This window comes from Parahoeflea olei (genome assembly GCF_001703635.1).
GTDB lineage: Bacteria > Pseudomonadota > Alphaproteobacteria > Rhizobiales > Rhizobiaceae > Hoeflea > Hoeflea olei.
Map to the genome: position 1 here is coordinate 36,731 of NZ_LQZT01000010.1, position 24,893 is coordinate 61,623.

Sequence of the window (24,893 nt, forward strand, 5' to 3'; positions counted from 1 at the left end):
GACTATAGTTCAGCGCTTTGCGGACCCATTTCGCCGCAACGCACAAAGGAATTGTCATCCGATGATCTTTTCGCCTACAGTCGGCGACCACGGTGAAGTTCAGGCCCGGGGAGACCTTTGAGGAGAATGAACATGGCGAAGAACAGCGGACCGGTCACGATCAAGAAATATGCCAACCGCCGTCTCTACAACACCGGAACCAGCACCTATGTGACGCTCGACGACCTCGCCGTGATGGTCAAGAAGGGCGAGGATTTCACGGTGCTCGACGCCAAGAGCGGCGACGACATCACCCACTCGGTGCTGACCCAGATCATCTTCGAGCAGGAATCCAAGACCGGCAACACGCTGCTGCCGGTCTCCTTCCTCCGCCAGCTGATTTCGATCTATGGCGACCAGATGCAGATGGTGGTGCCGAGCTATCTCGAGCATTCCATGGCGGCCCTGACCGAGCAGCAGGAGCAGGTCCGCGCCCAGATCACCAAGGCCTTCGGCGACAATCCGGTGGCCCGCAACATCCAGCTTCCGATCCAGCTGGTCGAGGAGCAAGTGCGCCGCAACACGGAAATGTTCCAGAAGGCGATGCAGATGTTCTCGCCCTTCGCGCTGGCCCATTCGGATACCACGGAAGAGGCGCCGCGGAAATCGGACACCTCCCGCGACATCGACGATTTGAAGGCCCAGCTCAAGCAGCTTCAGGACAAGATCAACTCGATCGACAGCTGACCGCCCGTTGCGCCGCGTCCCGCCGGTCCCGCGACGGGATCAAGGGAGCGCGCCGCCTTCGTTCCACACCGTAGGGGGACCGAAGCTCCCATTCTTTCCCTGCGGGACGAACACCTTCCCCTGAGCAGCGACAGCAGTGGCTGGCGCAACCACGCGGTGACCTCCTATAAGAGGTGTCACGTGAACTGACATCGTTTCAAAAGGGGCTTCACCATGACCGACATTTCGCTTGCCAAGGCGCTCAAGATCATCACCGCCGCATTCGCCGCCGGCAAGGAACATGGCTTCAAGCCGCTGTCGGTGGTGGTGCTCGATGCGGGCGGGCATGTGAAGGCCTTCCAGCGCCAGGACGGCGCCTCGATGATGCGGTTCGAGATCGCCAGCGGCAAGGCCTATGGCGCGCTCGCCGTGGGCGCGGGCTCGCGCTGGCTCAACGCCCAGGCCGAAACCCGGCCGCATTTCCTCGAAGGCCTGTCGGCGGTCTCGGGCGGGCGCATCGTCGCCGTTCCCGGCGGCGTGCTCATCCGCGACCGCAAGAACGCGATCATCGGCGCGGTCGGCGTGACCGGCGACACATCCGACAATGACGAGCGCGCCGCTGTTGCGGGCATCGAGGCCGCGGGCTTCACGCCCGACGCGGGCTGACCCGAAAGCCAGCCGTTCCCGTCCTCAGAGCCCGATCGAGACGTCGCGGCCCGCCGAGCGGATCGCGACGGTAAACCCGGCGATCACGTCGATGAAGGCGATCGCCATCAGGATGAAGAACACTTGCGTGGCGGCATCGCGCACCAGCAGGAATTCCACCAGGAAGACCACGAACACGCACAGCGACAGCATGTGGTCGAGCACCGACCAGCGCCCGGTGCGGGTGGCCTTGACCACCTCGACGAACAGAAGCACCAGCGCCACGACGATCAGCAGGTCGCCCAGGCTCATGGTCCAGTTCGCACCCGACATCATCGACAGCGAGGTGACGGTCGAACCGAGCCCGGCGACGCCGCCGCCGAACAGGCCCGCCATGACCAGATTGTAGGCAACCAGCGGCACGATCATCAATGGTATGGCTGCGAGCATCTTGAAAGTCCCCGGAAAACGAAACGGTGTGGCCCGCGGCGCCCTTCAGGGCGCGCGCACGCGGCTCGGCGGACAATGCGCACTCGCGCCGTCAAGCGCAAGCCCGTCAGTGCCGGTGGAGCGCCGAGACCACCCGCCCGACCCGGACACGATGCGGGCGGTCCGTTGACCTACAAGATCCCGCGCCGCCTAAGTCACGCTCACTCGTAAACGACCAGAAGATCCTTGGCGTCGATCTGGTCGCCGGCCTTGACCAGGACTTCGGACAGCGTGCCGTCGCGCTCGGCATGGATCGCGGTTTCCATCTTCATGGCCTCGATCGAGACCAGCACGTCGCCGGCCTTGACCGGCTGGCCCGCGCTCACGGCCACCGTCGAGATCACGCCGGGCATCGGCGCGCCCACATGGGCCTCGTTGCCGGGTTCGGCCTTGCGGCGTGCGGCCGACCCCGCGGCGCCGTGAGCCCGGTCGGGCACCTTGACGCGGCGCGGCTGGCCGTTGAGTTCGAAGAACACGGTGACCATGCCCTTCTCGTCGGTCTCTCCCTGGGCGAGGTTCTGGATCACCAGCGTCTTGCCCTTCTCGATCTCGACGAACAGCTCCTCGCCCACCGGAAGCCCGTAGAAATAGGCGGGCGTCGGCAGCATGCTGACCGGACCATAGGTCTCGGTCGCAATCGCGAAATCGGTGAACACCTTCGGATACATCAGATAGGAGGCGAACTCGTATTCGCTGATCTCGCGTTCGAGCTTGGTCTCGATCTCGGCCCGCTCGGCCGCAAGATCGGCATCCGGCAGCAGCGAGCCCGGGCGCGCCGTATAGGGCTCCTCGCTCTTGAGCACCTTCTTCTGCAGCGCCTTGGGCCAACCCGAGGGCGGCTGGCCGAGATCGCCGCGCATCATCGACACCACCGAATCGGGGAAGGAGACATCCTTGGCCGGGTTCTCGACATCGGCGACGGACAGGTCCTGGCTCACCATCATCAACGCCATGTCGCCCACCACCTTCGACGACGGCGTGACCTTGACGATATCGCCGAACATCTGGTTGGCATCGGCATAGGCCTGCGCCACCTCATGCCAGCGGGTTTCGAGCCCCAGCGACCGCGCCTGTTCCTTGAGATTGGTGAACTGCCCGCCGGGCATTTCGTGCAGATAGACCTCGGAGGCTGGCCCCTTCAGGTCGCTTTCGAAAGCGGCATACTGGTGACGCACCGCTTCCCAGTAGAACGAGATCCGCCGGATCCATTCGGTGTCGAGCCCGGGATCGCGCTCATTGCCCTTGAGTGCCTCGACGATCGAGCCCAGGCAGGGCTGCGAGGTATTGCCCGAGAGCGAATCCATCGCCGCATCCACCGCATCGACGCCGCTGTCGACCGCGGCGAGCACGGTCGCAGCCGAGATCCCCGAGGTGTCGTGGGTGTGGAAATGGATCGGCAGGTCGGTGGCTTCGCGCAGCGCCTTGAACAGCTGCCGCGCCGCCGCCGGCTTCAGAAGCCCGGCCATGTCCTTGACCGCGATGATATGGGCGCCGGCCTTTTCGAGATCGGTGGCGAGCCCGGTGTAATAGGCGAGATCGTATTTCGGCCGGGCGGAATTGAGGATGTCGCCGGTGTAGCAGATGGTGGCTTCGCAGAGCTTGTTCTCTTCACGCACCGCATCCATCGACACGCGCATGTTCTCGACCCAGTTCAGACAGTCGAACACGCGGAACAGGTCGATGCCGCCGCTCGCGGCCTGGCGCACGAAATGCTTGACCACATTGTCGGGATAGTTCTTGTAGCCCACGCCGTTGGCGCCGCGCAGCAGCATCTGCAGAAGCAGGTTCGGCGCACCGGTGCGCACCATCTCGAGCCGCTCCCACGGATCCTCGGTCAGGAACCGCATCGCCACGTCGAAGGTGGCGCCGCCCCAGCATTCGAGCGACAGAAGCTCCGGCAGCGCGCGCGCATAGGCGCCCGCGACCGCGGCGATGTCATGGGTGCGCATGCGCGTGGCGAGCAGCGACTGGTGGCCGTCGCGCATGGTGGTGTCGGTGATCAGCACCTTCGTCTGCGCGCGCATCCAGGCCGCGAATTTCTCGGGCCCCATCTCGTCGAGCAACTGCTTCGTGCCCGGCCGGATCTCGCCCTCGACATGCGGCACCCGCGGGGCAGCCGCATCGGCGGCGGGCAGCGGCCGGCCCTTGGTCTCGGGATGGCCGTTGACGGTCACGTCCGCCAGATAGGTCAGAAGCTTGGTCGCGCGGTCCTTGCGCTTGACCTGCTCGAACAGCTCCGGCGTCGAGTCGATGAACCGCGTCGTATAGGTGTTGTTGCGGAATTCCGGATGGGTGATGATCGCTTCCAGGAAGGTGAGGTTGGTGGCCACCCCGCGGATGCGGAACTCGCGTAGCGCCCTGTGCATGCGCAAAATGCCTTCCTCGGGGGTCGGCGCCCAGGCGGTGACCTTCTCCAGCAGCGGATCGTAAAAGCGGGTGATGACGGCCCCCGAATAGGCGGTGCCGCCGTCGAGCCGGATGCCGAAGCCGGTGGCGCCGCGATAGGCGGTGATGCGACCGTAATCGGGAATGAAGTTCTGCTCGGGATCTTCCGTCGTGATCCGGCACTGCAGCGCATGGCCGTTGAGCTTGATGTCGGCCTGCGCCGGCACGCCCGAGTCCGGATCGCCGATCGCCTTGCCTTCGAGGATGTGGATCTGCGCCTTGACGATGTCGATGCCGGTCACTTCCTCGGTCACCGTATGCTCGACCTGGATGCGCGGATTGACCTCGATGAAGTAGAACTTGCCGGTGTCGATATCCATCAGATATTCGACGGTGCCCGCGCCGACATAGCCGGTGGCGTTGGCGATCTTGAGCGAATAGGCCGCAAGTTCCTGGCGCTGGGCCTCGCTGAGATAGGGCGCGGGCGCGCGCTCGACCACTTTCTGGTTGCGCCGCTGCACCGAACAGTCGCGTTCGAACAGATGCACCGCATTGCCGTGGGTGTCGCCGAGAATCTGGCTTTCGACGTGGCGGGCCCGTTCCACCAGCTTTTCGAGATAGACCTCGTCCTTGCCGAAGGCGGCCTTGGCCTCGCGCTTGGCCTCGGTCACCTCGCGGGCCAGATCCTTGGGGTCGCGGATCGCGCGCATGCCGCGCCCGCCGCCGCCCCAGGAAGCCTTCAGCATCACCGGATAGCCGATCTCGTCGGCCATGCGGGCGACCTCGTCCATGTCGTCGGGCAGCGGCTCGGTGGCGGGCACCACCGGCACGCCGATCTCGATGGCGAGATTGCGCGCGGCCACCTTGTTGCCGAGCCGGCGCATGGTGTCGGGACGCGGGCCGATGAAGATGATGCCGTTCTCCGCGCAGGCGTCGGCGAATTCCGGGCTTTCCGAGAGAAGCCCGTAGCCGGGATGAATGGCGTCGGCGCCCGACAGCTTGGCGACGCGGATCACCTCGTCGATCGACAGATAGCTTTCGATCGGACCGAGATCGCGCGGAAGATGCGGCCCGCGGCCGACCTGATAGGATTCGTCCGCCTTGAACCGGTGCAGCGCGAGCTTGTCTTCCTCGGCCCAGATGGCCACGGTTTTCATGCCGAGCTCATTGGCCGCGCGAAACACGCGGATGGCAATTTCGGACCGGTTGGCGACAAGAATCTTGGAAATCGGCACTGGCGGGCTCCCGGGTTTGGGCGGAGGGATCAGGGACTTAGCATTCCCAACCCGCAATCAATAACGTCAGTTTTGCTGCAGTGCAAATGACCCCGCGCAACACCACCCATGTAAAGTTCGAAAAACAGACGGCCCCGGGCGCGCTCTATTCAGGAGATCAGGCCAAGCCTGAAGGCAATCGCCACCACATGGTGGCGGTTCTTGGCGTTGAGCTTGTCCTGGATGCCGTTCATGTACCAATCGACCGTGTGCGTCGACAGGCCGAGCGTGGCCCCCATCTCGTTGGAGGTCATCCCGTAGCCGAGATATTCGAGCGTCTCGAGTTCACGGCGGGTCATCTGCACCGCCACCGGACGGGAGATGCGTTCGTGGGCCGCCGGATCCTGGGCCGGGAGAATGTCCCAGAAGGCCTTCTTGGCGAGCGCATCCATCAGCGCCATCTCCGAGGGAGAGAGATCGACGGGCCGACCGGCCACGCTGAGCGAGCCCACCAGGCCGCGCCGGCCATGCACCGGAAAGAGATAGCCGTCCTCGAGTCCGAAGCGCCGCGCATCGGCCATCATCCGTTCCATGCGGTTGCGATGCGCATCCTGCTCGAAGGCACCCATCGCCTCGCGCCAGCGGTATCCGCGCTGGCTGTGGCCGAGATAGCGCACGATCGGGTCGATGGCGGCGTATTTCCGCTTCACATAGAGTTCCGGCCAACCCTTGGGCCATTGCCCGCCCAGCATGATGCCGTCGTCGTCGCTTTCGGGACCGGGCTGGCGGACGAGGGTGAAGAAATCGAAGCCGAGGGCGCTGATCACCTTCGACAGGCGACCGCGTATCAGCTCGGCGCTTTCATCCGGCTGCGGCTCCGCATCCAGAAACTGAAGAACCGGTGACATGTCCATCGCTTCTTCCTTTCTACTCCTGCCGCTCCTTGTGAAGTTCCACTCCTTGTGAAAATCCACCGGGCGGACTGCAAGCCCCGTCCCATCGGGTACAACCGGAACAGGGCATCGGTGACATTGTAACTGTAAATCCATCAGTTGCAAAAAATATTTTCGCAATCGCCGGAAGGAGATATACGCCTTTCCCGCGGACCGCCACTCGAAAAAAGCCGGTGCGCGGTCCTGCCGCGCACCGGCTCTCGTGTCCTCTGTCAGCCCTGCGGCGCAAGGCCGCGGCGTCAGATGCAGGCTTCGAACAGGGCCTTGGTGTTCTCCGCCGTCATCTTCACCGGATTGCCGCCGGCGCTCGGGTCTTCGAGCGCCATCGCGGTCATCTCGTCGATGCGGTCGCGGCCGACCCCGAGTGCGGACAGCTTGTCGGGCACGCCAAGATCTGCACGCAGTTTCAGGACGAAATCAAAGAACCCGTCGAAGCCGCCGTGAATGCCCATGTAATCGGCGGCGCGGGCGATCCGCGCCTCGATCTCGGGCCGGTTGAGCGCGAGCACCGGCGGCATCACCACCGCATTGGTCATGCCGTGATGGGTGTTGTAGACGGCGCCGATCGGATGCGACAGCGCATGGATGGCGCCGAGCCCCTTCTGGAACGCGACCGCGCCCATGGCGGCAGCGCTCATCATCTCCGCGCGGGCGGCGATGTTGGAGCCGTCTGCCACCACCAGCGGCAGGTTCTCCTTCACAAGCCGCATGCCTTCGAGCGCGATGCCCTGGCTCATCGGATGGTAGAACGGCGAGGAATAGGCTTCCAGGCAATGGGCGAAGGCGTCCATGCCGGTGCCCACGGTGATGATCCGCGGCATGCCGACGGTGAGTTCGGGATCGCAGATGGTGATCGCCGGCAGCAGCTTCGGGTGGAAGATGATCTTCTTGACGTGGGTGACCGAATTGGTGAGCACGCCCGCGCGCCCGACCTCGGAGCCGGTACCAGCGGTGGTCGGCACGGCGATGATCGGGGCGATCGCCTTGGCGTCGGCGCGGGTCCACCAGTCGCCGATGTCCTCGAAGTCCCAGACCGGGCGGGTCTGGCCGGCCTGGAACGCGATCAGCTTGCCCAGATCGAGGCCGGAGCCGCCGCCGAAGGCGATGACGCCGTCATGGCCGCCCTCCTTGAAGACGGCGATGCCGGCTTCGAGGTTGTTCTCGTTCGGGTTCGGATCGACTTCCGAGAACATCGCCCGGCCGAGGCCGGCGGCTTCGAGAATGTCGAGTGCCTGCTGGGTGATCGGCAGCGAGGCGAGCCCCCGGTCGGTGACCAGGAGCGGCAGCTTGATGCCTGCGGTCAGGCAGGCTTCTGCGAGTTCGGAGATGCGGCCTGCTCCGAAGCGGATGGCAGTGGGATAGGACCAGTTGGCGCGCGGGCTCATGCGGTTTTCTTTCTCAGGTGGAAGGATTTCGGACGGGTCAGGTTGTGGAAGCCGATTTCGGACAGCGAGCCGCCGCGGCCTGTGGCCTTGCAGCCGGTCCAGCACAGCGCCGGATCGAGATAGTCGGCGCGGTTCATGAACACGGTGCCCGTGTCGATCTCGGCGCCGATGCGCGCCGCACGCTCCACGTCGTTGGTCCACAGCGAGGCGGTGAGGCCGAACTGGCAATCGTTCATCAGCGCGAGCGCTTCCTCGTCGCTGTCGACCGGCATGATGCCGACCACCGGGCCGAAGCTCTCGTCGCGCATCACCCGCATGTCGTGGGTCACGTCGACCAGGATCTGCGGCATCAGATAGGCGCCGCCGTCGTCAGTGGGAAACAGCTTCGGGTCGATCAGCGCACGCGCGCCGCTTGCCAGCGCCTCGGCGGTCTGGGCGCGCACCTCGTTGGCGAAACGCACATTGGCCATCGGCCCGATCGTGGTTTCCTGATCGAGCGGATTGCCGAGCTTGAGCGCCGAGACCCAGGCCGTGGCCTTCTCGACGAACTGGTCGTAGAGCGGCCGCGCGACATAGAGCCGCTCGATGCCGCAGCAGCACTGGCCGGCATTGTACATCGCGCCGTCCATCAGCACGTCGACGGCCCAGTCGAGATCGGCATCGTCCATGACGTAGCCCGGATCCTTGCCGCCGAGTTCAAGGCCGAGCCCGGTGAAGGTGCCGGCCGCAGCGCGTTCGATCGCCTGCCCGCCGCCGACCGAGCCGGTGAAGTTGATGAAATCGAAGCTGCCGGACGAGATCAGCTTTTCGGTGCCCTGGTGGTCGAGGAACAGGTTGATGAACACATCCTCGGGCACACCGGCCTCGGTGAAGGCGCGGACCATGCGCTCGCCCACCAGCAGCGTCTGGGTGGCGTGCTTGAGCACCACGGTGTTGCCGGCGATCAGCGCCGGAGCAACCGTGTTGATCGCCGTCATGTAGGGATAGTTCCACGGAGCGACGACGAACACCACGCCATGCGGCACGCGCGCGATGCGGCGCTCGAACTGGGCCGAGCTTTCGATTTCGATCGGCGAAAGTGCGCGCGCGGCGATCTCGGCCATATAATTGGTGCGTTCGTTGACGCCGCCGAACTCGCCGCCATAGCGCACCGGCCGGCCCATCATCCAGGCGAGTTCGGGGACGACCTCGTCCTTCATTTCGTTCAAGCGGGCGACCCCGGCCCGGACCAGCGCGATGCGGTCCTCGAGCGGCCGCTTGGCCCAGTCCTTCTGCGCCTTGCGCGCGCGCGCGACCGCGGCGCTCGCCGCGTCGAGCCCCATCACTGTCCGCTCGGCATAGACCGAGCCGTCGATGGGCGAGATGCATTTCAAGGTGGTGTTCATCTTGTCTTCCGTTCAACAGGGGAGAGTCTTGACATGTCCGAGCGCGCCGTAGCTGAGGATGGCCCGGTCCCGGGTAACGATGGTTAGGTCACGTTCACGAGCCGTCGCGATCAGGATGCGGTCCATGGGGTCGTTGTGGATTGGTGCAGGCAGGAACGAGGAGGCGACCAGGACGTCTGGAGAGACCTCCTCCACATCCGCGCCGAATTGACCAACGGCATCCTTGAACCAGCGCAACGGATGGCGTGTCGATGCCAATCGGTTCTTCGAGGCGAGCATTCCGATCTCCCAAGCCGTCATGGCAGATATCGAAACTAAGCCTTCGGCGGATTGCGCTTCAGCCAACTGTTTCAAGGCATTGTCCTCGATATCATCTCCGCCCATGAGCCAAATGACCGCACAGGTATCCAGCAGATATCGGTCAGTCATCTTCGTAAACTCGGCCCCACTCCGGATCGGCCGGCTGTGTCAGATCAAGGGAGGGATCGAGAGTGAGGGTCCCCTTCAGTGCACCGTAATAGGCGGGCCGCGTCGCCTGCGTGCTGCTCGCCGCTGAAGCTTTGCTTCCACGGGATGGGCTTTCCTCCGCTTTTGACTTGGATTTGATACGCCTGAATGTGAGCTTCTCGCCAGCTATGTCGACCTGTTCTGATTGAAACCCTGCCGCAAGCCATTCTTTCGTCATTACATTGTTCATGGTGTTGTTGCTCCACCACGCGGGAAACCGTTTGGACGCCGGCAGGGGCTCCCCCAGAACCGCTTCAATCTCGGCAAACGACATCTGGATTTGATCCCGCGTCTGCGAGGCTAGAAACTCACGCAATGGTTCGTATTTGCCCATCTCCGAACTCCCTAAGACACGCTGAGGCAACCTTGAGGAAAAATGTAAACTACTTACACTTTGGGGTAAACACATATAGTTTATAATCGCGGCTTGAGCGGCGACGAGATTAGAGGAAAGTTCGCTGGCAACCGTGAGTCTCGCGCGCCGCGACATGCTAAGCCCTTTCAAAGCCGCGGATGATCTCCCAGTCGGTCACCGCCTTGTCGAATTCCTCCTGCTCCCATTCGGCGCAGCGCACATAGTGGTCGACCACCGCGTCGCCCATCGCCGCGCGCAGCATCTTCGAGCTGCGCAGCGTCTCGGTCGCGGCCCTGAGGCTCGAGGGAATGTGCTTGGCCTCGGCATTCTCGTAGACGTCGCCCGTGGTCGGCGGCGCCAGCGCGAGCTTGTCCTCGATGCCCTTGATGCCGGCAGCGATCAGCGCCGCCTGCGCCAGATAGGGGTTCATGTCCGAGCCGCCGATGCGGCATTCAACCCGGATCGCCTTGCTGCCCTCGCCGCACAGCCTGAAACCGGCGGTGCGGTTGTCGACCGACCAGACGGTGCGGGTGGGCGCGAACGTGCCCTTCATGAAGCGCTTGTAGCTGTTGACGTAAGGCGCCAGGAAGAAAGTGTAGTCCGAGGCATATTCGATCAGGCCCGCCATGAAATGGCGCATCAGCTCCGACATGCCGTGCGCGCCGGCAGGGTCGCGGAAGGCCGGCGTCGAGCCGCTCCACAGCGACATGTGCACATGCGAGGACGAGCCCACCTTTTTCGGGTTCCATTTCGGCAGGAACGTCGCCGACCGGCCATGGGCCCAGGCTATCTCCTTGACCGCATGCTTGGCGATGGTGTGATGGTCGGCGCAGTCGAGCGCCTCGGCATAACGGATATTGAGCTCTTCCTGCCCGGTCTCGGCCTCGCCCTTGGAGTTCTCGACCGGGATGCCCGCTGCGTAGAGGTGATTGCGCACCGGGCGCATGATCCCCTCTTCCTTGGTGGTCTGGAGGATGTGGTAATCCTCGTTGTAGGCGCTGATCGGGGTCAAATCGCGGTAGCCCGAGCGCGCGAGATCCCGGTAGCTCTGCTCGAACAGGAAGAATTCGAGTTCGGTCGCCATCATGGCCTCGTAGCCCAGTTCCTTGAGCCGGGCGATCTGGACTTTCAGGATCTGGCGCGGCGACTGCGGCACCGGCTCATGGGTGTGGTGGTCGAGCAGGTCGCACAGCACCATCGCGGTGGCCTCGAGCCAGGGCACGCGTCGGAGCGTCGAAAGGTCGGGCTTCATCACATAGTCGCCATAGCCGGCGCGCCAGCTGGTGGTGGCGTAACCGTCCGGCGTCGCCATCTCGAGATCCGTTGCCAGCATGTAGTTGCAGCAATGGGTTTCCTCGTGACTGGACGCGATGAAGTTCTGCACGTGGAACCGCTTGCCCATCAGCCGGCCCTGCATGTCGACGCAGCAGACCAGCACGGTATCAATCTCGCCGGCCTTGGCGGCGGTTTTCAGGTCTTCGAAGCTAAGGTTTCCGGCCATGTCGATTGGGTCCCGATGCTGTGGTTGGTGCGTCTGTGCGCGGCAGCGACGGCAAGCCTGCCGCCGGCGGAATTCGTCTCATGCGCCCGCCCGTGGCGGCGCTGTAGTACCAATCCGCCCCCCGGCGCAAGGCCGGGAGGCGGAAATTCGCGGGGTCGTCCGGCTCAGCTTTCGCCGTAGGGGAAGCCCGCCTTGTTGATGACGCCGTTGTATTCCTTGAAGATCGCGATCACCTTCGCCTTGGTCTCGCTTTCGGCGCCGATCTCGTCCCAGAACTTCACCGCGGCTTCCTCGACCTGCTTCCACTCCGATGCCGGCACCGAGCGCAGTTCCAGCTTGTCGCCGGTGGCCCGCAGCTTGGCCTCGCCACCCCAGTACCACTGGTTGCGGAAGGTGTGGCTGGCTTCCATGCAGGCCATGTAGAGCGCCTTCAGGTGCTCGGGCAGCGCGTTCCACTTTTCCTCGTTGGCGAACCAGGAACCGATCCAGGCGCCGGAAATGTTGTTGGTCAGGAAGTAGTCGGTCACATTGGCCCAGCCGACGGTGTAGTCCTCGGTGATGCCCGACCACGACATGCCATCAAGCTCGCCGGTCTGCACCGCCACTTCGGCATCCTCGTAGGGGATCGACACCGGGACGACGCCGAACTGGGTCAGGAACCGGCCGGCGGTGGGGAAGGTGTAGAGCTTGAGGCCGTCGAGATCGGCCACGCTCTTGATTTCCTTCTTGGTGTTGAAGTTGCAGGGGTCCTGGCCCGCGGCCGAGAGCCACTTGACGCCGGTTCCGGCATAGGCGTCGCGCCAGATGTCGGCGAGGCCGTATTGCTGGAACAGCACCGGCACGTCGAGGATCGAGCGGGTGGCGAAGGGGAAGTAGCCGCCGAACAGGCCCACTTCCACCGGGGAGGCCATCGAATCGTCGTCCGAATGCACGGCGTCGATGGTGCCGGCCTGCATGGCGCGGAACAACTCGCCCGTCGGCACGATCTGGTCGGCGAAGAACAGCTCGATCACCATTTCGCCGTTGGCCGCCTTGTTGAAGGCATCGACGAAGGGCTGGGTGACGAACTGGCCGAGCGTCGCGCCGGCATAGGTCTGCATGCGCCAGCGGATCGGTTCCTGCGCGATCGCCGGCGGGGCGGCCAGCGCGGTGCCGGCCGCTGCGCCGGCGGCCACACCGGCCTTGGTGAGGAATTGACGCCTTTTGAGAGTGCTCATGCTGTTCTCCTTATTATGGGTTCGTGTTCCTGGTCCTGCTCATGTCAGCCTTGCAATTTGCCCTGGAACTGCTGCGGCAGCCACAATGCGAGTTCCGGGAACATCATCACGATCATCAAGGTGAGCAGCATGACCGCGACGAAGGGAATAACCGACAGGTAGATATGGCGAAGCGTGATCTCCGGCGGCGCCATGGCGCGCATCAGGAACAGGTTGTAGCCGAAGGGCGGCGTCATGTAGGCGATCTGGCAGGTGATCGTGTAGAGCACGCCGTACCAGACGAGATCGAAGCCGAGCGCCTTGACCAGCGGCACGTAGAGCGGCGCCACGATCACCAGCATTGCCGTATCGTCGAGGAAGGTGCCCATCAGAAGGAAGCTCAGCTGCATCAGGATCAGCACGTGCCAGGGCTCGAGCCCGAGCTGGCCCAGGAAGAAGTTCTCGATCGCGCGCACCGCGCCGAGACCGTCGAACACCGCGCCGAAGCAAAGCGCCGCCAGGATGATCCACATGAACATGCAGGAGATGCCGAGCGTCTTGCGCATGACGTTTTCCATCACCTCGCGCGTCAGGCGCCCCTTGATCAGCGCCGCCGCCATCGAGGCGAGCGCACCCACCGCCGAGCTTTCGACGAGACTGGTGTAGCCCATCAGGAACAGCCCGTTCATCAGGAAGAAGATCATGAACGGCAGGATGCCGGCCCGCAGCAGGCTGATGCGTTCCTTCCAGGTGATCGCGTCGCGTTCGGCCTTGGGCAGCGGCGGGCCGAGATGCGGCTGCAACTGGCAGCGCACGGCGATGTAGAGCACGAACAGCGCGGCCATCAGCAGCCCGGGGAACACGCCCGCGAGCCACAGCTGGCTCACCGGCTGGCGCGCGATCATGCCGTAAAGCACCAGCACCACCGAGGGCGGAATGAGAATGCCGAGCGACGAGCCGCCCTGGATCACGCCGGTGATCATCACCTTGTCGTAGTTGCGCCGGAGCAGTTCCGGCAGCGCGATCGTCGCACCGATCGCCATGCCGGCCACCGACAGCCCGTTCATGGCCGAGATCACCACCATCAGGAAGATCGTGCCGATCGCGAGCCCGCCCGGCACCGGGCCGAACCAGACATGGAACATGCGGTAGAGATCGTCGGCAATCCGGCTTTCCGACAGCATGTAGCCCATGAAGATGAACATCGGCAGCGTCAGCAGCGGATACCATTTCATCAGCTTGATCGATTGCGCGAAGGCGATCTCGACCCCGCCGGTGCCCCACAGCGGCAGCGCGGCGATGACCGCGACCGCGCCGATCACGCCGAACACCCGCTGCCCGGTGAGAAGCAGCGCCATCATCGAGGCGAACATGAACAGGGCGATCAGTTCGTAGCTCACAGGCCCGCCTCGCTTTCGTGGTTGACGCTGACGCCGCTGAGGAACAGCACGTCCCGCAGGAATTCGGCGAAGGCCTGAAGCAGCATCAGGAACACGCCCAGCGTGGCGATCATCTTGACCGGCCACATATAGGGCCGCCACACCGAGTGCGCGCGCTCGCCATATTCGAGCGCGTAGGTCGTGCTGGAAATGCCGCCGTAAAGCAGCACACCGAGATAGAACAACAGGAACAGCACGGTGACGGCGTCGACCGCCGCCTTGCGCCGCGGCGACCAGCCGCCATAGACGAGGTCCATGCGCACATGGTCCCCGAGCTGCATCGAATAGGCGCCGCCGAGCAGATAATAGCCGACCATGATGAACTGCGCGAATTCCAGGGTCCAGAGCGCCGGAGAGCCCGCGGCCTTGGTGATTGAGGACCAGAACAGCACACCCATCAGCGCGAAGATCAGATACATCGCGAACCGGCCGACGCGGCGGTTGAAGGCGTCCACCGCGCGAATATAGGCTTCGGCGAGCTTCATGCCGACGGACCTTTCACGCACCGGTGCGGCCTGGAGCCGGGATCAGGCATGACGGCGTCCTCCTTCGTGGTCGAGGCGGTCGAGCGCGCCCCGCAGCAGCGTTTCGATGCGGTCGGCCCAGAGGGCCTGACCAGCCTCTTCGGCGATCAGGTCGTTGCGGATTTCCAGCATGACGTTGGCGATTTGCCGGGTCAATCCATGGCGAATGAGCGTATGCGTGACACCGTCCTCGGGCCCGTAGGGATAGTTCCTCGAAACCCCGGCAAGCCCGGTCTCGGCCGAGACGGCCAGCATCGCATCGGCAAGACGGCTGTCCGCGTCATGCAGGATCCCGAGATGGCCGTCGCGCGGCTTGCCGTAATAGACGGGCGTGAAGGAGTGAACCGTCACCAGCACCAGGTTGCGGCCCGCAGCGAGACGGGCGTCGAGAAGCTGGTCGATGGCGGCGTGGAAGGGGATGTAGAGAGCTTCGGTGCGGCGCGCCCGCTCCTCGGCATTGAGCCCGCGGTTGCCCGGCACCTCGAACACCTCGCTCCTGGCGGGAAAGGCGTCGGGCGCCTCGGGCGGGCGGTTGCAGTCATAGGCAAGGCGGGAGAACCGCTGCATCACCAGCGTCGCGTCGAGCTGGTCGGAGAGCCGCTCGGCAACGCGTGCGGCGCCGATATCCCAGGCGATATGGCTTTCGAGCGCCGCCGTGTCGAGACCCAGCGTCTTCAGCGCCACGGGCATGGTCTTCGACGCATGTTCGCACACCAGCACCACGTCACTGGTTCCCGATGGACGGCGAACGGCAAAAGCCGGCCCTTCTGACGGTTCGAGCAGCACGTCGCGTTGCACCTTTGATGTCGTTCCCGGAATGTCGGTTTGGGGCTGTCGCGGTTGGTTCCGCCGACTTTCGTAACATTGATTAGGATTGCCCCAAGGTTGTCAATACTGTAATTTTTATTACAGGCATCACCGCGGAGAGAAGCGATCCATGGCCATACGCGAACAGGTTCAGGCCAGTCTCGGCGTCCTTCCCGGCGCTGAAAAGAAGGTCGCCCACGCCTTCCTCGCCAATTATCCGAGCATCGGCCTGTCGACGATCGCCGAACTCGCCGCGCTGGCGGGCACCTCGGCTCCGACCGTGCTGCGCTTCGTCTCCCGGCTCGGCTTCGCCTCCTATCCCGAATTCCAGCGGACCCTGCGCGCCGACGTCCAGTCGCAACTGATGTCGCCGCTCGAACGTGCCCGCAGCGCGGGACCCGCCTCCGACAATCCGGCGCTCGAGGCGAGCTTCGCCGCCATTGCCGCCAATCTCCAGGCCACCGTCAAGGCCGTGCCCGAAAGCGAATTCGAGGCGGCCTGCGAGCTGCTCGCCGATCACCGCTCGGCCTGCTATTGCCTGGGCGGGCGCTTCACCGACGCCATCGCCGCCTATATGGCCGCGCATCTGAGGATCATCCGCCCCAATGTCAGCCATTTCGGCGGACAGACCTCGACCTGGCGCGACCAGCTGCTCGACGTCCGTCCCGGCGATGTCGCGGTGCTGTTCGACATCCGCCGCTACCAGTCGGATCTGGTCCGGCTCGGCGAACTTCTGGTCGAGCGCAAGGCGCGCATCCTGCTGATCACCGATCCGTGGCTGTCGCCGATCGCCCGCTCCGCGCGGGTGGTGCTGCCCTGCGTCGTTGACGCCAACCGCACCTGGGATTCGAGCGTGGCGCTGCTGGCGCTCGTCGAAGCCCTGATCGACCGGGTCTCGCGTGCCCAGGGCGACGCCGCCCGCGCCCGCATGCAGACGCTCGAGGACATTCACTGGAACAATCTGGCGGGGCGCTAGGCCGCAGCCCCGGCGCACCCTCGCGCCCTTGCGCAAAGCCTGCGCATCCAATACCCATTCTGCATGGATCAGAATTCCGCTTTGGACGCCTTCGCGGCCCTGAGCCAGGAAACGCGGCTCGCCGTGTTCCGGCTGCTGGTCGCCGCCGGCCCGGAAGGGCTCGCCTCCGGCGAAATCGGAGAGCGCCTGGGCGTGCGCCAGAACACGATGTCGACCAATCTCGGCATCCTGCTCAAGGCCGGACTGGTCCGCCGCGTCCGCGACGGCCGGAACGTGCGTTACCATGCCGATCACGCCGGCATACGCGGGCTCATGGGCTTCCTCATCGAAGATTGCTGCGGCGGCCATCCGGAACTGTGCAGCCTGGAACCCCGGCAGCAATCCTGCGCCTGAAGCCGGCTACAGGGGCGATGCCGCCCGCCGGTAGAGATGCCAGGTGGCATGACCGAGCACCGGCAGCACCACCAGAAGCCCCACGAACGCCGGCAGCAGCGCCAGCAGCGTGGCGACGCCCACGATGAACCCGAAGCCCAGCATCGGCACGGGGCTCTTCATCACCACCGCGATGCTGGTGATGATGGCGGTGACGAAATCGACCTCGCGTTCGGCCAGCATCGGCAGCGAGATCACGGTGGTTGAAAACAGCACCAGCGCCAGAAACCCGCCGACCAGGGTTCCGACCGCCAGGAATCCCCAGCCTTCGGGCGTCGTCAGCACGATGTCGACGAAGCGATCCCAGCTCGAAAACGACTTGAAGCCGAGAAACAGCGCGAACAGCAGCCGCACCTGGTAGATCCAGACCCAGAAGATGAACATGACGACGAAGGCCATCCAGCCGAGCTGGCGTTCGCGCTGGTGGAACACCTGCGCCAGCACGCCCCGGCGCGTAACCGGCTCGCCATGCGCCCGGCGGCGGCTGATCTCGTAGAGCCCGACGGCGACGAAGGGGCCCAGCAGCGGAAAGCCGATCGCCAGCGGAATGATCATCCAGGGCGCGCCGATCCGGTTGAGAAACGCCAGGATCGCGAAGCCTCCGAGCACATAGATGCCGCCGAAGAACAGCCCGAAGCCGGGATGGGCGAGAAAATCGCGCCACCCGTCCTTCAGGCTCGCGGTCACATCCTCGATCGAAACGGTGCGCAATGCGGGCACCCCAATCTGGCCGTGTCCGGCCAGGTCGGTCGTGTTGTTGGTCATATGGTCCTCCCTCGCCGGCACCTCCCGTGCCGCAGGGACGTATTGACGCACCCCACGGTCACTGCCGACGATTTATAATGGTCCGGTTTCCGGCCGACCGCAATCCTCGATTCGGGCGCCGCGGGCGTTGCTTTGTCGTCCTGCGGCGCCGCAAGGCACTGGCAATAATGGTGCAATGCATTATCTAAGGGCCTGATTGCGGCGGCGCGAAATCCGGTTCCGGAAGCGCCATCGGAACCAATCCTGTCAATTCGCTCCGGAGTGGGCCATGTCCGCCATAGTCATCATCATTGTCGTGCTCGCGACCGCATCGAGCGGCGCGATCTTCAAGCCGGGCGAGTGGTACCAACACTTGCGGCGGCCCTCCTGGACCCCGCCCAACTGGGCGTTTCCGCTGGTCTGGAGCATCCTTTATGTCGCCATCGGCGTCTCGGGCTGGCTGCTCTGGCAGGCACAGGGCCTGAGCCTGGCGATGGTCGTCTGGGGCGCACAGATGGTGCTGAATGCTGCCTGGTCGTGGCTGTTCTTCGGGCTCAGGCGAATGGATCTCGCCTTTGTCGATGTCTGCGCGATGTTCGTGCTGATCGCCCTCTATATCGCGCTCGTATTGCCCGTTTCGACGATCGCGGCACTTCTGTTCATGCCCTATGCCGCCTGGGTGATCGCCGCCGCCACGCTCAACCGCGCGGTTTGGCGCCTCAACCCGGAGGCAGTGCCGGGCTGAACCTGATGCGGCAGTTGGCCGCCCGCTCGCGCCGTGGCGGCCGATTGTGCCGCGCGCGGCGCGACAGACCCCGAAGCGGGCTTCCATTTCGCAAAAACGCGTTCTAGGTAAAGGGAACCGCACAAGCCACGCCGGCCCGTTTGCGTGAGAACTGTTCCGAGGCTTTCATGACCCTGTCTCCCTTTGTCGCCCCACAAGCCCGCCGCGCGAGCGTCGCCGTCGATGTCGGCGGCGTGATGGTCGGCGGGGGCGCACCGGTGGTGGTGCAGTCGATGACCAACACCGACACCGCCGACGTGGACGCCACCGTCGCCCAGGTGGCGGCCCTTAACCGCGCAGGCTCCGAGATCGTGCGCATCACCGTCGACCGCACCGAAAGTGCTGCCGCCGTGCCGCATATCCGCGAACGGCTCGAACGGCTCGGCCTCGACGTGCCGCTGGTGGGCGACTTCCATTATATCGGCCACACGCTTTTGGCCGAGCACCCGGCCTGCGCGGAGGCGCTCGCCAAGTACCGGATCAATCCCGGCAATGTCGGCTTCAAGGACAAGAAGGACCGCCAGTTCGTCGAGATCGTCGAGACGGCGATCCGCTACGGCAAGCCCGTGCGCATCGGCGTCAACTGGGGCTCGCTCGACCAGGTGCTGCTGACCCGGCTGATGGACGAGAACGCCGCCAATGGCTCGCCGCTGTCGGCCCGCGACGTCACCCGTGAAGCGATCATCCAGTCGGCGCTGCATTCCGCGGCGCTCGCCGAGGAGACCGGCCTTGGCCGCAACCGCATCATCCTGTCGGCCAAGGTGAGCCAGGTCCAGGACCTGATCGCGGTCTATTCGGAACTTGCCCGCCGCTCCGACCATGCGCTGCATCTGGGCCTGACCGAAGCCGGAATGGGCTCGAAGGGCATCGTCGCCTCCGCCGCGGCCATGGGCATCGTGCTTCAGGCGGGCATCGGCGACACCATCCGCGTCTCGCTCACGCCTGAGCCTGGCGGCGACCGCACCCGCGAGGTCATCGTCGCCCAGGAACTGCTGCAGGTGATGGGATTCCGCCAGTTCCTGCCGGTGGTGGCCGCCTGCCCCGGCTGCGGCCGCACCACCTCGACCGTGTTCCAGCAGCTCGCCCGCACCATCGAGGACGATCTCAGGCGCAACATGCCGGTCTGGCGCGACAAATATCCCGGCGTCGAGGCGCTGCAGGTCGCCGTCATGGGCTGCATCGTCAACGGCCCCGGTGAATCGAAACACGCCGATATCGGCATCTCCCTTCCCGGCACCGGCGAAAGCCCCGCGGCGCCCGTCTTCATCGACGGCAAGAAGGCCGCCACCCTGCGCGGCCCGAAGATTGCCGAGGACTTCCAGGTGATGGTCGCCGATTATATCGAACAGCGGTTCGGCAAGTCTGCCTGACCGCCTCCGGCGGCCTTGGCTGGCCTCGATCGCGACCGCTCCTGGCATCGCGGCAGGGGTCGGGCGCAACATATCTGCATTTCTGATTTAAACGTCATTAAGCAAATCCCGCTAGTGTGCCGGCAACTGGCTGATGTGCCTGCGCGACCCCGATTCCGGCTGGTCTGCATTCTGCGGATTTCGATATGTTGTCATTTTTCAAAAAGCTCCCGTTGACGGCCCAGATCCTCGCGGGCGTCGCGCTCGTGCTCGTCGCGGCCGAGACCATCAAGGCGTCGATCGATCTCGCCGACACCCGGCAGCGGATCGTCCATGACGGCGAATTGCGCGGCAACGCCGCGCTCGACATGCTGGAAGCGGTGCATGTGCAGGCGATGGTCAATCGCGGCCAGCTCGAGGAAGGCGACCCCGCGGTCGAAACCCTCAACGGCACCATGAAGCTGTTCTCGCAGGCCGACACCAATATCGACATCTGGATCGTGATGGCCGACAAGATCGCCGCCTTTCAGAGGGAGATGGGCCAGCCGGAGCTGCCCCCGCATGACCCGATCGACCGCGCCGCGCTCGACACCACCGAGCCCCAGGCCGTCGTGGACGGCGAGAGCATGCGCCTGTCCCGCCCCGTGGTCCTGGGCCAGGGCAGTGCCGCCGACGAACGCTGCGCCGGCTGCCATACCGGCCTGATGGAGATCAACGACGGCGAAATTCTCGGCGCCTACAGCGCCTCGATCAATCTGGCGCCCGAATTCGCGGCCTTTCACGCGAGCCTGTGGAACCGCGTGATGGCCGGCGGCGCCACCATTCTGGTCACGCTGGGCCTGATCATGGCAATGCTGCGCCTGACCACGCTCATGCCGCTGCGCCGGCTCGAAGCCGCGACCAGTCGGCTCGCCAGCGGCGACACCGACACCCCCACCGGCCTCGACCAGCGGCGCGACGAGATCGGCGCGCTGGCCCGGGCGCTCGAAGTCTTCCGCGCGGCCTTCATCGAGAAGAAGAAGCTTGAAGACGAGGCAGACCAGCATCGCCGCCAGGCGGAGGCCGACCGCATTGCCGCACAGGAGCGCGCCGACGCCGCCGCCGCCGAGCGGCTGCGCGTGGCCACCGCCGGCCTCGCCGCCGGTCTCAAGCAGCTGGCCGCGGGCGACCTGTCGACCCGTCTCGACCAGGCATTTGCCCCGGAGTTCGAAGCCCTGCGGGCCGATTTCAACGTCTCGGTCGAACAGCTCGGACAGACGCTGGCCGCTATCCACGACACCGCCGGCACCATCGACACCGGCTCGAACCAGATTTCGCGCAGCATCGAGGAACTGTCCGGCCGCACCGACCAGCAGTCCACGGCGCTCGGGGAAACCTCCGTCGCCCTCGGCCAGATCACCACCAATGTGAAGGCCACGGCGGACCGGGTGACCGAGGCCCAGGCGGTCGCGGCCCTTGCCAATGAAAGCGCCCACCGCTCGGAGGCCGTGGTGGCCAATGCCGAACAGGCCATGGGCCGGATTCACGACTCTTCGCAACAGATCGCCAGCATCATCGGCGTGATCGACGAAATCGCCTTCCAGACCAACCTGCTCGCGCTCAATGCCGGGGTCGAGGCCGCGCGCGCGGGCGAGGCGGGCAAGGGCTTTGCGGTGGTGGCGCAGGAAGTGCGCGCGCTTGCCGGCCGCTCCTCCGAAGCCGCCAAGGAGATCCGCGAACTGATCGCCCATTCCGCCACCGAAGTGAATGGCGGCGTCGAGCATGTGCGCGAGGTCGGAGAGGCCCTGCAGCGGATCAGCAGCCTGATCGTCGACATCAACGGCCACATGGAGGCCATCACCGTCGCGTCCCGGGAACAGGCGGGCGGCGTGAACTCGGTCAACCACGCGCTGGAAGGGCTCGAACACGTCACCCTCAAGAACGTGTCGATGATCGAGGACGCGACCCAGTCGACCGCAAGCCTGGCCGCACAGGCCAGCAAGCTTCGCGAGATGGTGGGCCGGTTCCGGCTCTCGGGCGACAGCAACCGGGCCACCTCCGGCTCCGGCCACTCGCGGGCGGCCTGACCGCATCCGGCAAGCCGCCGCGGGAACTGACGCCGGCCACGCCCCAGCGGCTGCATGGGGGACTGAGGCGACCGGTTTAATGTTTCCGGGGAGCGCCCGGAACAGGACACAACCGGCACCCCGCAAGCGCCAGCCATCGGCGAGAAGGCGCGGCGGCCACCGCGACCTTGCGATTGCCTCCTTCGAACAGGAGGACAAGCCGGCAGCGCCAGACGCTGACCCGAGGCGACACAAAAAAGTCCCGCGGGCGCGGGTTCGCAAGCGTCTCTGCAACGATCGCCGGTTCGCCGTTGCCCGTTTTCAGGCAAACCCAATCTTGGACAATCGGTTCGGCACGCCACAGCTGGCGTGGCGCGACGGCTCTCCGTGCATTTGCGTTGAGGGAGCGTCGGCTGGAGAACGCCGGAATTGCGCGGGCGCGCGTCAGGCCCGGCGCAACCGGTATCCGCCCCTGTCGACGAGTTCGGGCATCCAGCGGTCGATCATCGCGCCGAGTTTCTCGGGCGAGATCGGCTTGGACAGGTAGTCGTCCATGCCCGCTGCCAGGCAGCGGTCCTCGTCGCCCTTGAGCGAATGGGCGGTGACGGCAATGATCGGCGTTGGCGAGAGCCCCATTTCGGCTTCGATGCTGCGGATCTTGCGCGTCGCGTCGAGACCGTTGAGTTCCGGCATCGAGACATCCATCAGCATCAGCGTCGGGCGCAACTGCTCCCACATCCGCACCGCTTCCCGACCATTGACGGCGAGACAATGCCGGTAGCCCATGTCATCGAGCGTCTGCTTGAAGACGATCTGGTTGATCGGATTGTCCTCCGCCACCAGCACCAGCGGTTCGGTGCGCGTCGCCGGATCGTCGTCGTGGATGGCCTCGCCGCCATCGGCCGGCGCGTCCGGCAAGGGCGCGACCGCGGAAGCGTCCGGCCCGGTTGCGCCGGGGACGTCTGCGGCCACGGCCGGTGCCGCCTGCGGCTGGTTGAGCGCCATCTGCACCGTCTTGCGCAGTTGCGCGGTGCGCACCGGCTTGGTCAATTGCGCAAAGATGCCGAGGTCGTTGAGCGCTTCGAGCTGGTCCGCCTGGTCCACCGAGGAGAGCACCAGAATCGGCGTATGCGCGATCATCGGCTCGCTGCGGATCGCCCGCGCCACCTCCGCGCCCGACATGCCGGGCATCTGGAAATCGAGCACCACCAGATCGATGCCGATGCCCAGGTTCGAGCGGGCGTGACGCAACAGTTCGAGCCCGATCTCGCCGCCTTCCACCGCCACGCAGTCAAATCCCCAGTCGCGGATCTGCTCGGTCAGGATCATGCGGTTGATAGCGTTGTCGTCGATCACCAGCACCCGGCGACCCGGCAGGCTCACCGCCTCGGGATTTTCCGCGGCCGGCTCACCATGCACGTCCATTTCGATGGTGAAGCTGAAAGTGGAGCCGACGCCCACCTCGCTTTCGCACTTGATCCTGCCGCCCATCAGCTCGACCAGCCGCGTGGCGATCGCAAGCCCCAGACCGGTGCCCTCGTGCTTGCGGGTCGAAGAGCCGTCGACCTGGCTGAACTTGTCGAAGATCGTGTCGATCTTGTCGGCCGGGATGCCGATGCCGGTGTCGCGCACCGCGACCGAGATCGCCAGCCGCTCGGGCCGCGCGCCGTCATTGAGCTTGCGCCAGTTGATGTCGACCATGACATGGCCCTGCTCGGTGAATTTCACCGCATTGCCGACGAGATTGGTAAGGATCTGACGGATCCGTCCGGGATCGCCGATCAGCTTGTCCGGAAGACCCGGCGCGATGCGCACCACCAGCTCGATGTCCTTTTCCACCACCCGCGAGGACATCAGCGTCGCCACGTCCTCGGTGGTGTCGACCAGATTGAACGGCTTCGGGTTCAGCACCATCTGGCCGGCGTCGATCTTCGAGAAATCGAGGATGTCGTTGATGATCTCCAAGAGCGCATTGCCGGATTTCAGAATGACGTCGGTGAAGGTGCGCTGGCGCGTGTCGAGGTCGGTGCGGGTCAGCAGCTCGGCCATGCCCAGCACCCCGTTCATCGGGGTGCGGATCTCGTGGCTCATGGTGGCCAGGAACTCGGACTTGGCGCGGTCGCCCATCTGCGCCTTGGCCAGGGCCAGGTCGAGCTCGCGGGTCTTGGCCTGCAGCCGCTTGATCATCTGCCGGATGATGATGTCGATCGGCACAAAGACGCCGATGCCGAGCACCAGCAGGATTCCCAGCGTCGCCATGATGTAGCGCTGCAGCAGGGCACCCTGGATCAGCGAGGTGTTCGCCAGGTAATCGCGAAGCTGCTCCTGAACATAGACATTGGTGACGTGGATCACCTCCTCGTACATGGCGTTGATCTCGCGACCGGCCCAGTACATGTCCTTCTTGGTGCGCACATTGTCGAGCCGCTCGGCATCGAGCATCTGCATGAAATGCTCAAACGGATCTTCATTGGTCATGTAGCGCGAGCGCGACACGATCTCGGCGGTCATCGCCGCCGGCGCCTGGACCCAGTCGCGGCGCAGATGCTCGATCTTCCAGCGCGCCCGTTCGAACCGGAACCGCAGGCTCGACAGGGCCGAGATCAGGTCGTTGTCGACCGGCATGAGTTCACGAAGCCGCCGCTTTTCCGCAAGCGTTGCCTTGGCCAGGCGCGGATCGACAAAGGACTGGAAATTCGCATAGGTCTGCGCCAGCCGGTCGCTGCGGCTGGCAATGGCCGACATGTCGCGGTCGAGTTCGGCGAAGCGTGACGACAGTTCGCTGATCTGCTGGATCGACAGGTTGCGCTTGTTCTGTTCGAGGAAGAAGAATGTGCAGATGATCGCGATCGCCATCAGCGAAACAATCAATCCGATGCGCAACGAAATGACCGATCGGCGCGCGACCGAGGTTTCATCCTGATCTTTGCTGGCTTCTGTCATGGCTCTGGCGGCACCTGTTTTCAAAGATGATGCCGCAAGTAGGTTAATAAACACGTATGAAACGTAAGGATGCGGAAACCGGCCGCCGGATCGACACAGCCGCGCCCATCCGCTCCCTCAACGCGAGCAG

21 protein-coding genes are annotated in these 24,893 nt (G+C 64.8%); 7 read left to right on the plus strand and 14 right to left on the minus strand.

Going from position 1 to position 24,893, the window contains the following annotated elements; translation table 11 throughout:
- Nucleotides 1-132 precede the first annotated feature (132 nt).
- Both phaR and AWJ14_RS08125 read left to right on the plus strand, forming a co-directional pair.
- Nucleotides 133-726 carry a polyhydroxyalkanoate synthesis repressor PhaR gene (gene phaR / locus AWJ14_RS08120; protein ID WP_066177281.1) on the plus strand — a complete coding sequence of 198 codons (594 nt, stop codon included), beginning with the start codon at nucleotides 133-135 and terminating at the stop codon, nucleotides 724-726.
- 213 nt (nucleotides 727-939) lie between these two features.
- Nucleotides 940-1,371 carry a GlcG/HbpS family heme-binding protein gene (locus tag AWJ14_RS08125; RefSeq protein ID WP_066177285.1) on the plus strand — a complete coding sequence of 144 codons (432 nt, stop codon included), beginning with the start codon at nucleotides 940-942 and terminating at the stop codon, nucleotides 1,369-1,371.
- A gap of 24 nt (nucleotides 1,372-1,395) precedes the next feature.
- Here AWJ14_RS08125 and AWJ14_RS08130 read toward each other — a convergent pair whose 3' ends face one another.
- The 12 genes from AWJ14_RS08130 to AWJ14_RS08185 form a co-directional block, all read right to left on the minus strand.
- The gene (locus AWJ14_RS08130) at nucleotides 1,396-1,800 is read right to left on the minus strand and encodes a hypothetical protein (RefSeq protein WP_066177287.1); all 405 of its coding nucleotides are present in this window, start codon (nucleotides 1,798-1,800) and stop codon (nucleotides 1,396-1,398) included.
- 200 nt (nucleotides 1,801-2,000) lie between these two features.
- A complete protein-coding gene (pyc, locus tag AWJ14_RS08135; protein ID WP_066177290.1) occupies nucleotides 2,001-5,459 on the minus strand; it encodes a pyruvate carboxylase in 3,459 nt (1,152 codons plus the stop codon).
- Between the two features lie 149 nt (nucleotides 5,460-5,608).
- On the minus strand, nucleotides 5,609-6,352 hold the full coding sequence (locus tag AWJ14_RS08140) for a helix-turn-helix transcriptional regulator (protein WP_066177294.1): 744 nt from the start codon (nucleotides 6,350-6,352) through the stop codon (nucleotides 5,609-5,611).
- Between the two features lie 278 nt (nucleotides 6,353-6,630).
- Nucleotides 6,631-7,776: an iron-containing alcohol dehydrogenase gene (locus AWJ14_RS08145; RefSeq protein ID WP_066177297.1), complete on the minus strand. Its 1,146-nt coding sequence runs from the start codon at nucleotides 7,774-7,776 to the stop codon at nucleotides 6,631-6,633.
- The gene (locus tag AWJ14_RS08150; RefSeq protein ID WP_066177299.1) at nucleotides 7,773-9,161 is read right to left on the minus strand and encodes an aldehyde dehydrogenase family protein; all 1,389 of its coding nucleotides are present in this window, start codon (nucleotides 9,159-9,161) and stop codon (nucleotides 7,773-7,775) included. The genes AWJ14_RS08145 and AWJ14_RS08150 overlap by 4 nt, the downstream gene beginning before the upstream one ends.
- 12 nt (nucleotides 9,162-9,173) lie before the next feature.
- Complete coding sequence (locus AWJ14_RS08155) at nucleotides 9,174-9,590, minus strand: type II toxin-antitoxin system VapC family toxin (RefSeq protein ID WP_066177302.1); 417 nt, start codon at nucleotides 9,588-9,590, stop codon at nucleotides 9,174-9,176.
- Entirely contained in the window at nucleotides 9,583-10,002 is a 420-nt protein-coding gene (locus AWJ14_RS08160) for a DUF7662 domain-containing protein (protein ID WP_066177306.1), read from the minus strand. The genes AWJ14_RS08155 and AWJ14_RS08160 overlap by 8 nt, the downstream gene beginning before the upstream one ends.
- A gap of 157 nt (nucleotides 10,003-10,159) precedes the next feature.
- A complete protein-coding gene (locus AWJ14_RS08165) occupies nucleotides 10,160-11,524 on the minus strand; it encodes a glutamine synthetase family protein (protein ID WP_066177313.1) in 1,365 nt (454 codons plus the stop codon).
- A 164-nt stretch (nucleotides 11,525-11,688) separates the two neighbouring features.
- Nucleotides 11,689-12,741: a TRAP transporter substrate-binding protein gene (locus tag AWJ14_RS08170; RefSeq protein ID WP_066177321.1), complete on the minus strand. Its 1,053-nt coding sequence runs from the start codon at nucleotides 12,739-12,741 to the stop codon at nucleotides 11,689-11,691.
- Nucleotides 12,742-12,785: 44 nt separating this feature from the next.
- Nucleotides 12,786-14,120, minus strand: a complete 1,335-nt coding sequence (locus AWJ14_RS08175) for a TRAP transporter large permease (RefSeq protein ID WP_066177325.1) — start codon at nucleotides 14,118-14,120, stop codon at nucleotides 12,786-12,788.
- Complete coding sequence (locus AWJ14_RS08180) at nucleotides 14,117-14,644, minus strand: TRAP transporter small permease subunit (RefSeq protein ID WP_066177328.1); 528 nt, start codon at nucleotides 14,642-14,644, stop codon at nucleotides 14,117-14,119. The genes AWJ14_RS08175 and AWJ14_RS08180 overlap by 4 nt, the downstream gene beginning before the upstream one ends.
- Before the next feature lie 42 nt (nucleotides 14,645-14,686).
- Nucleotides 14,687-15,481, minus strand: a complete 795-nt coding sequence (locus AWJ14_RS08185) for an N-formylglutamate amidohydrolase (RefSeq protein WP_066177337.1) — start codon at nucleotides 15,479-15,481, stop codon at nucleotides 14,687-14,689.
- Between the two features lie 139 nt (nucleotides 15,482-15,620).
- Here AWJ14_RS08185 and AWJ14_RS08190 point away from each other — a divergent pair, with 139 nt between their 5' ends.
- A complete protein-coding gene (locus AWJ14_RS08190; protein WP_066177344.1) occupies nucleotides 15,621-16,466 on the plus strand; it encodes a MurR/RpiR family transcriptional regulator in 846 nt (281 codons plus the stop codon).
- Nucleotides 16,467-16,529: 63 nt separating this feature from the next.
- Nucleotides 16,530-16,859, plus strand: a complete 330-nt coding sequence (locus tag AWJ14_RS08195; RefSeq protein WP_066177346.1) for an ArsR/SmtB family transcription factor — start codon at nucleotides 16,530-16,532, stop codon at nucleotides 16,857-16,859.
- A gap of 6 nt (nucleotides 16,860-16,865) precedes the next feature.
- Here AWJ14_RS08195 and AWJ14_RS08200 read toward each other — a convergent pair whose 3' ends face one another.
- Complete coding sequence (locus AWJ14_RS08200; RefSeq protein WP_066177349.1) at nucleotides 16,866-17,663, minus strand: DUF2189 domain-containing protein; 798 nt, start codon at nucleotides 17,661-17,663, stop codon at nucleotides 16,866-16,868.
- Between the two features lie 268 nt (nucleotides 17,664-17,931).
- Here AWJ14_RS08200 and AWJ14_RS08205 point away from each other — a divergent pair, with 268 nt between their 5' ends.
- From AWJ14_RS08205 to AWJ14_RS08215, 3 genes are all read left to right on the plus strand, one after another.
- Nucleotides 17,932-18,387, plus strand: a complete 456-nt coding sequence (locus AWJ14_RS08205; protein WP_066177351.1) for a TspO/MBR family protein — start codon at nucleotides 17,932-17,934, stop codon at nucleotides 18,385-18,387.
- Nucleotides 18,388-18,554: 167 nt separating this feature from the next.
- Entirely contained in the window at nucleotides 18,555-19,796 is a 1,242-nt protein-coding gene (gene ispG, locus AWJ14_RS08210; protein WP_066177354.1) for a flavodoxin-dependent (E)-4-hydroxy-3-methylbut-2-enyl-diphosphate synthase, read from the plus strand.
- Between the two features lie 185 nt (nucleotides 19,797-19,981).
- Entirely contained in the window at nucleotides 19,982-21,841 is a 1,860-nt protein-coding gene (locus AWJ14_RS08215; RefSeq protein ID WP_066177357.1) for a methyl-accepting chemotaxis protein, read from the plus strand.
- A gap of 423 nt (nucleotides 21,842-22,264) precedes the next feature.
- On the opposite strand, the gene AWJ14_RS08220 is transcribed toward AWJ14_RS08215, so the two are convergent.
- Nucleotides 22,265-24,763, minus strand: coding sequence for a hybrid sensor histidine kinase/response regulator (locus AWJ14_RS08220; RefSeq protein ID WP_066177360.1), 2,499 nt, complete (start codon nucleotides 24,761-24,763; stop codon nucleotides 22,265-22,267).
- Nucleotides 24,764-24,893 lie beyond the last annotated feature (130 nt).

Excerpts from the sequence above, each read along its gene's own strand:
- phaR (WP_066177281.1), top strand. The coding sequence starts at position 133 with ATGGCGAAGAACAGCGGACCGGTCACGATCAAGAAATATGCCAACCGC.
- AWJ14_RS08125 (WP_066177285.1), top strand. The coding sequence starts at position 940 with ATGACCGACATTTCGCTTGCCAAGGCGCTCAAGATCATCACCGCCGCA.
- AWJ14_RS08130 (WP_066177287.1), bottom strand. The coding sequence starts at position 1,800 with ATGCTCGCAGCCATACCATTGATGATCGTGCCGCTGGTTGCCTACAAT.
- AWJ14_RS08140 (WP_066177294.1), bottom strand. The coding sequence starts at position 6,352 with ATGGACATGTCACCGGTTCTTCAGTTTCTGGATGCGGAGCCGCAGCCG.
- AWJ14_RS08145 (WP_066177297.1), bottom strand. The coding sequence starts at position 7,776 with ATGAGCCCGCGCGCCAACTGGTCCTATCCCACTGCCATCCGCTTCGGA.
- AWJ14_RS08150 (WP_066177299.1), bottom strand. The coding sequence starts at position 9,161 with ATGAACACCACCTTGAAATGCATCTCGCCCATCGACGGCTCGGTCTAT.
- AWJ14_RS08155 (WP_066177302.1), bottom strand. The coding sequence starts at position 9,590 with ATGACTGACCGATATCTGCTGGATACCTGTGCGGTCATTTGGCTCATG.
- AWJ14_RS08160 (WP_066177306.1), bottom strand. The coding sequence starts at position 10,002 with ATGGGCAAATACGAACCATTGCGTGAGTTTCTAGCCTCGCAGACGCGG.
- AWJ14_RS08165 (WP_066177313.1), bottom strand. The coding sequence starts at position 11,524 with ATGGCCGGAAACCTTAGCTTCGAAGACCTGAAAACCGCCGCCAAGGCC.
- AWJ14_RS08170 (WP_066177321.1), bottom strand. The coding sequence starts at position 12,741 with ATGAGCACTCTCAAAAGGCGTCAATTCCTCACCAAGGCCGGTGTGGCC.
- AWJ14_RS08180 (WP_066177328.1), bottom strand. The coding sequence starts at position 14,644 with ATGAAGCTCGCCGAAGCCTATATTCGCGCGGTGGACGCCTTCAACCGC.
- AWJ14_RS08190 (WP_066177344.1), top strand. The coding sequence starts at position 15,621 with ATGGCCATACGCGAACAGGTTCAGGCCAGTCTCGGCGTCCTTCCCGGC.
- AWJ14_RS08195 (WP_066177346.1), top strand. The coding sequence starts at position 16,530 with ATGGATCAGAATTCCGCTTTGGACGCCTTCGCGGCCCTGAGCCAGGAA.
- AWJ14_RS08200 (WP_066177349.1), bottom strand. The coding sequence starts at position 17,663 with ATGACCAACAACACGACCGACCTGGCCGGACACGGCCAGATTGGGGTG.
- AWJ14_RS08205 (WP_066177351.1), top strand. The coding sequence starts at position 17,932 with ATGTCCGCCATAGTCATCATCATTGTCGTGCTCGCGACCGCATCGAGC.
- ispG (WP_066177354.1), top strand. The coding sequence starts at position 18,555 with ATGACCCTGTCTCCCTTTGTCGCCCCACAAGCCCGCCGCGCGAGCGTC.
- AWJ14_RS08215 (WP_066177357.1), top strand. The coding sequence starts at position 19,982 with ATGTTGTCATTTTTCAAAAAGCTCCCGTTGACGGCCCAGATCCTCGCG.
- AWJ14_RS08220 (WP_066177360.1), bottom strand. The coding sequence starts at position 24,763 with ATGACAGAAGCCAGCAAAGATCAGGATGAAACCTCGGTCGCGCGCCGA.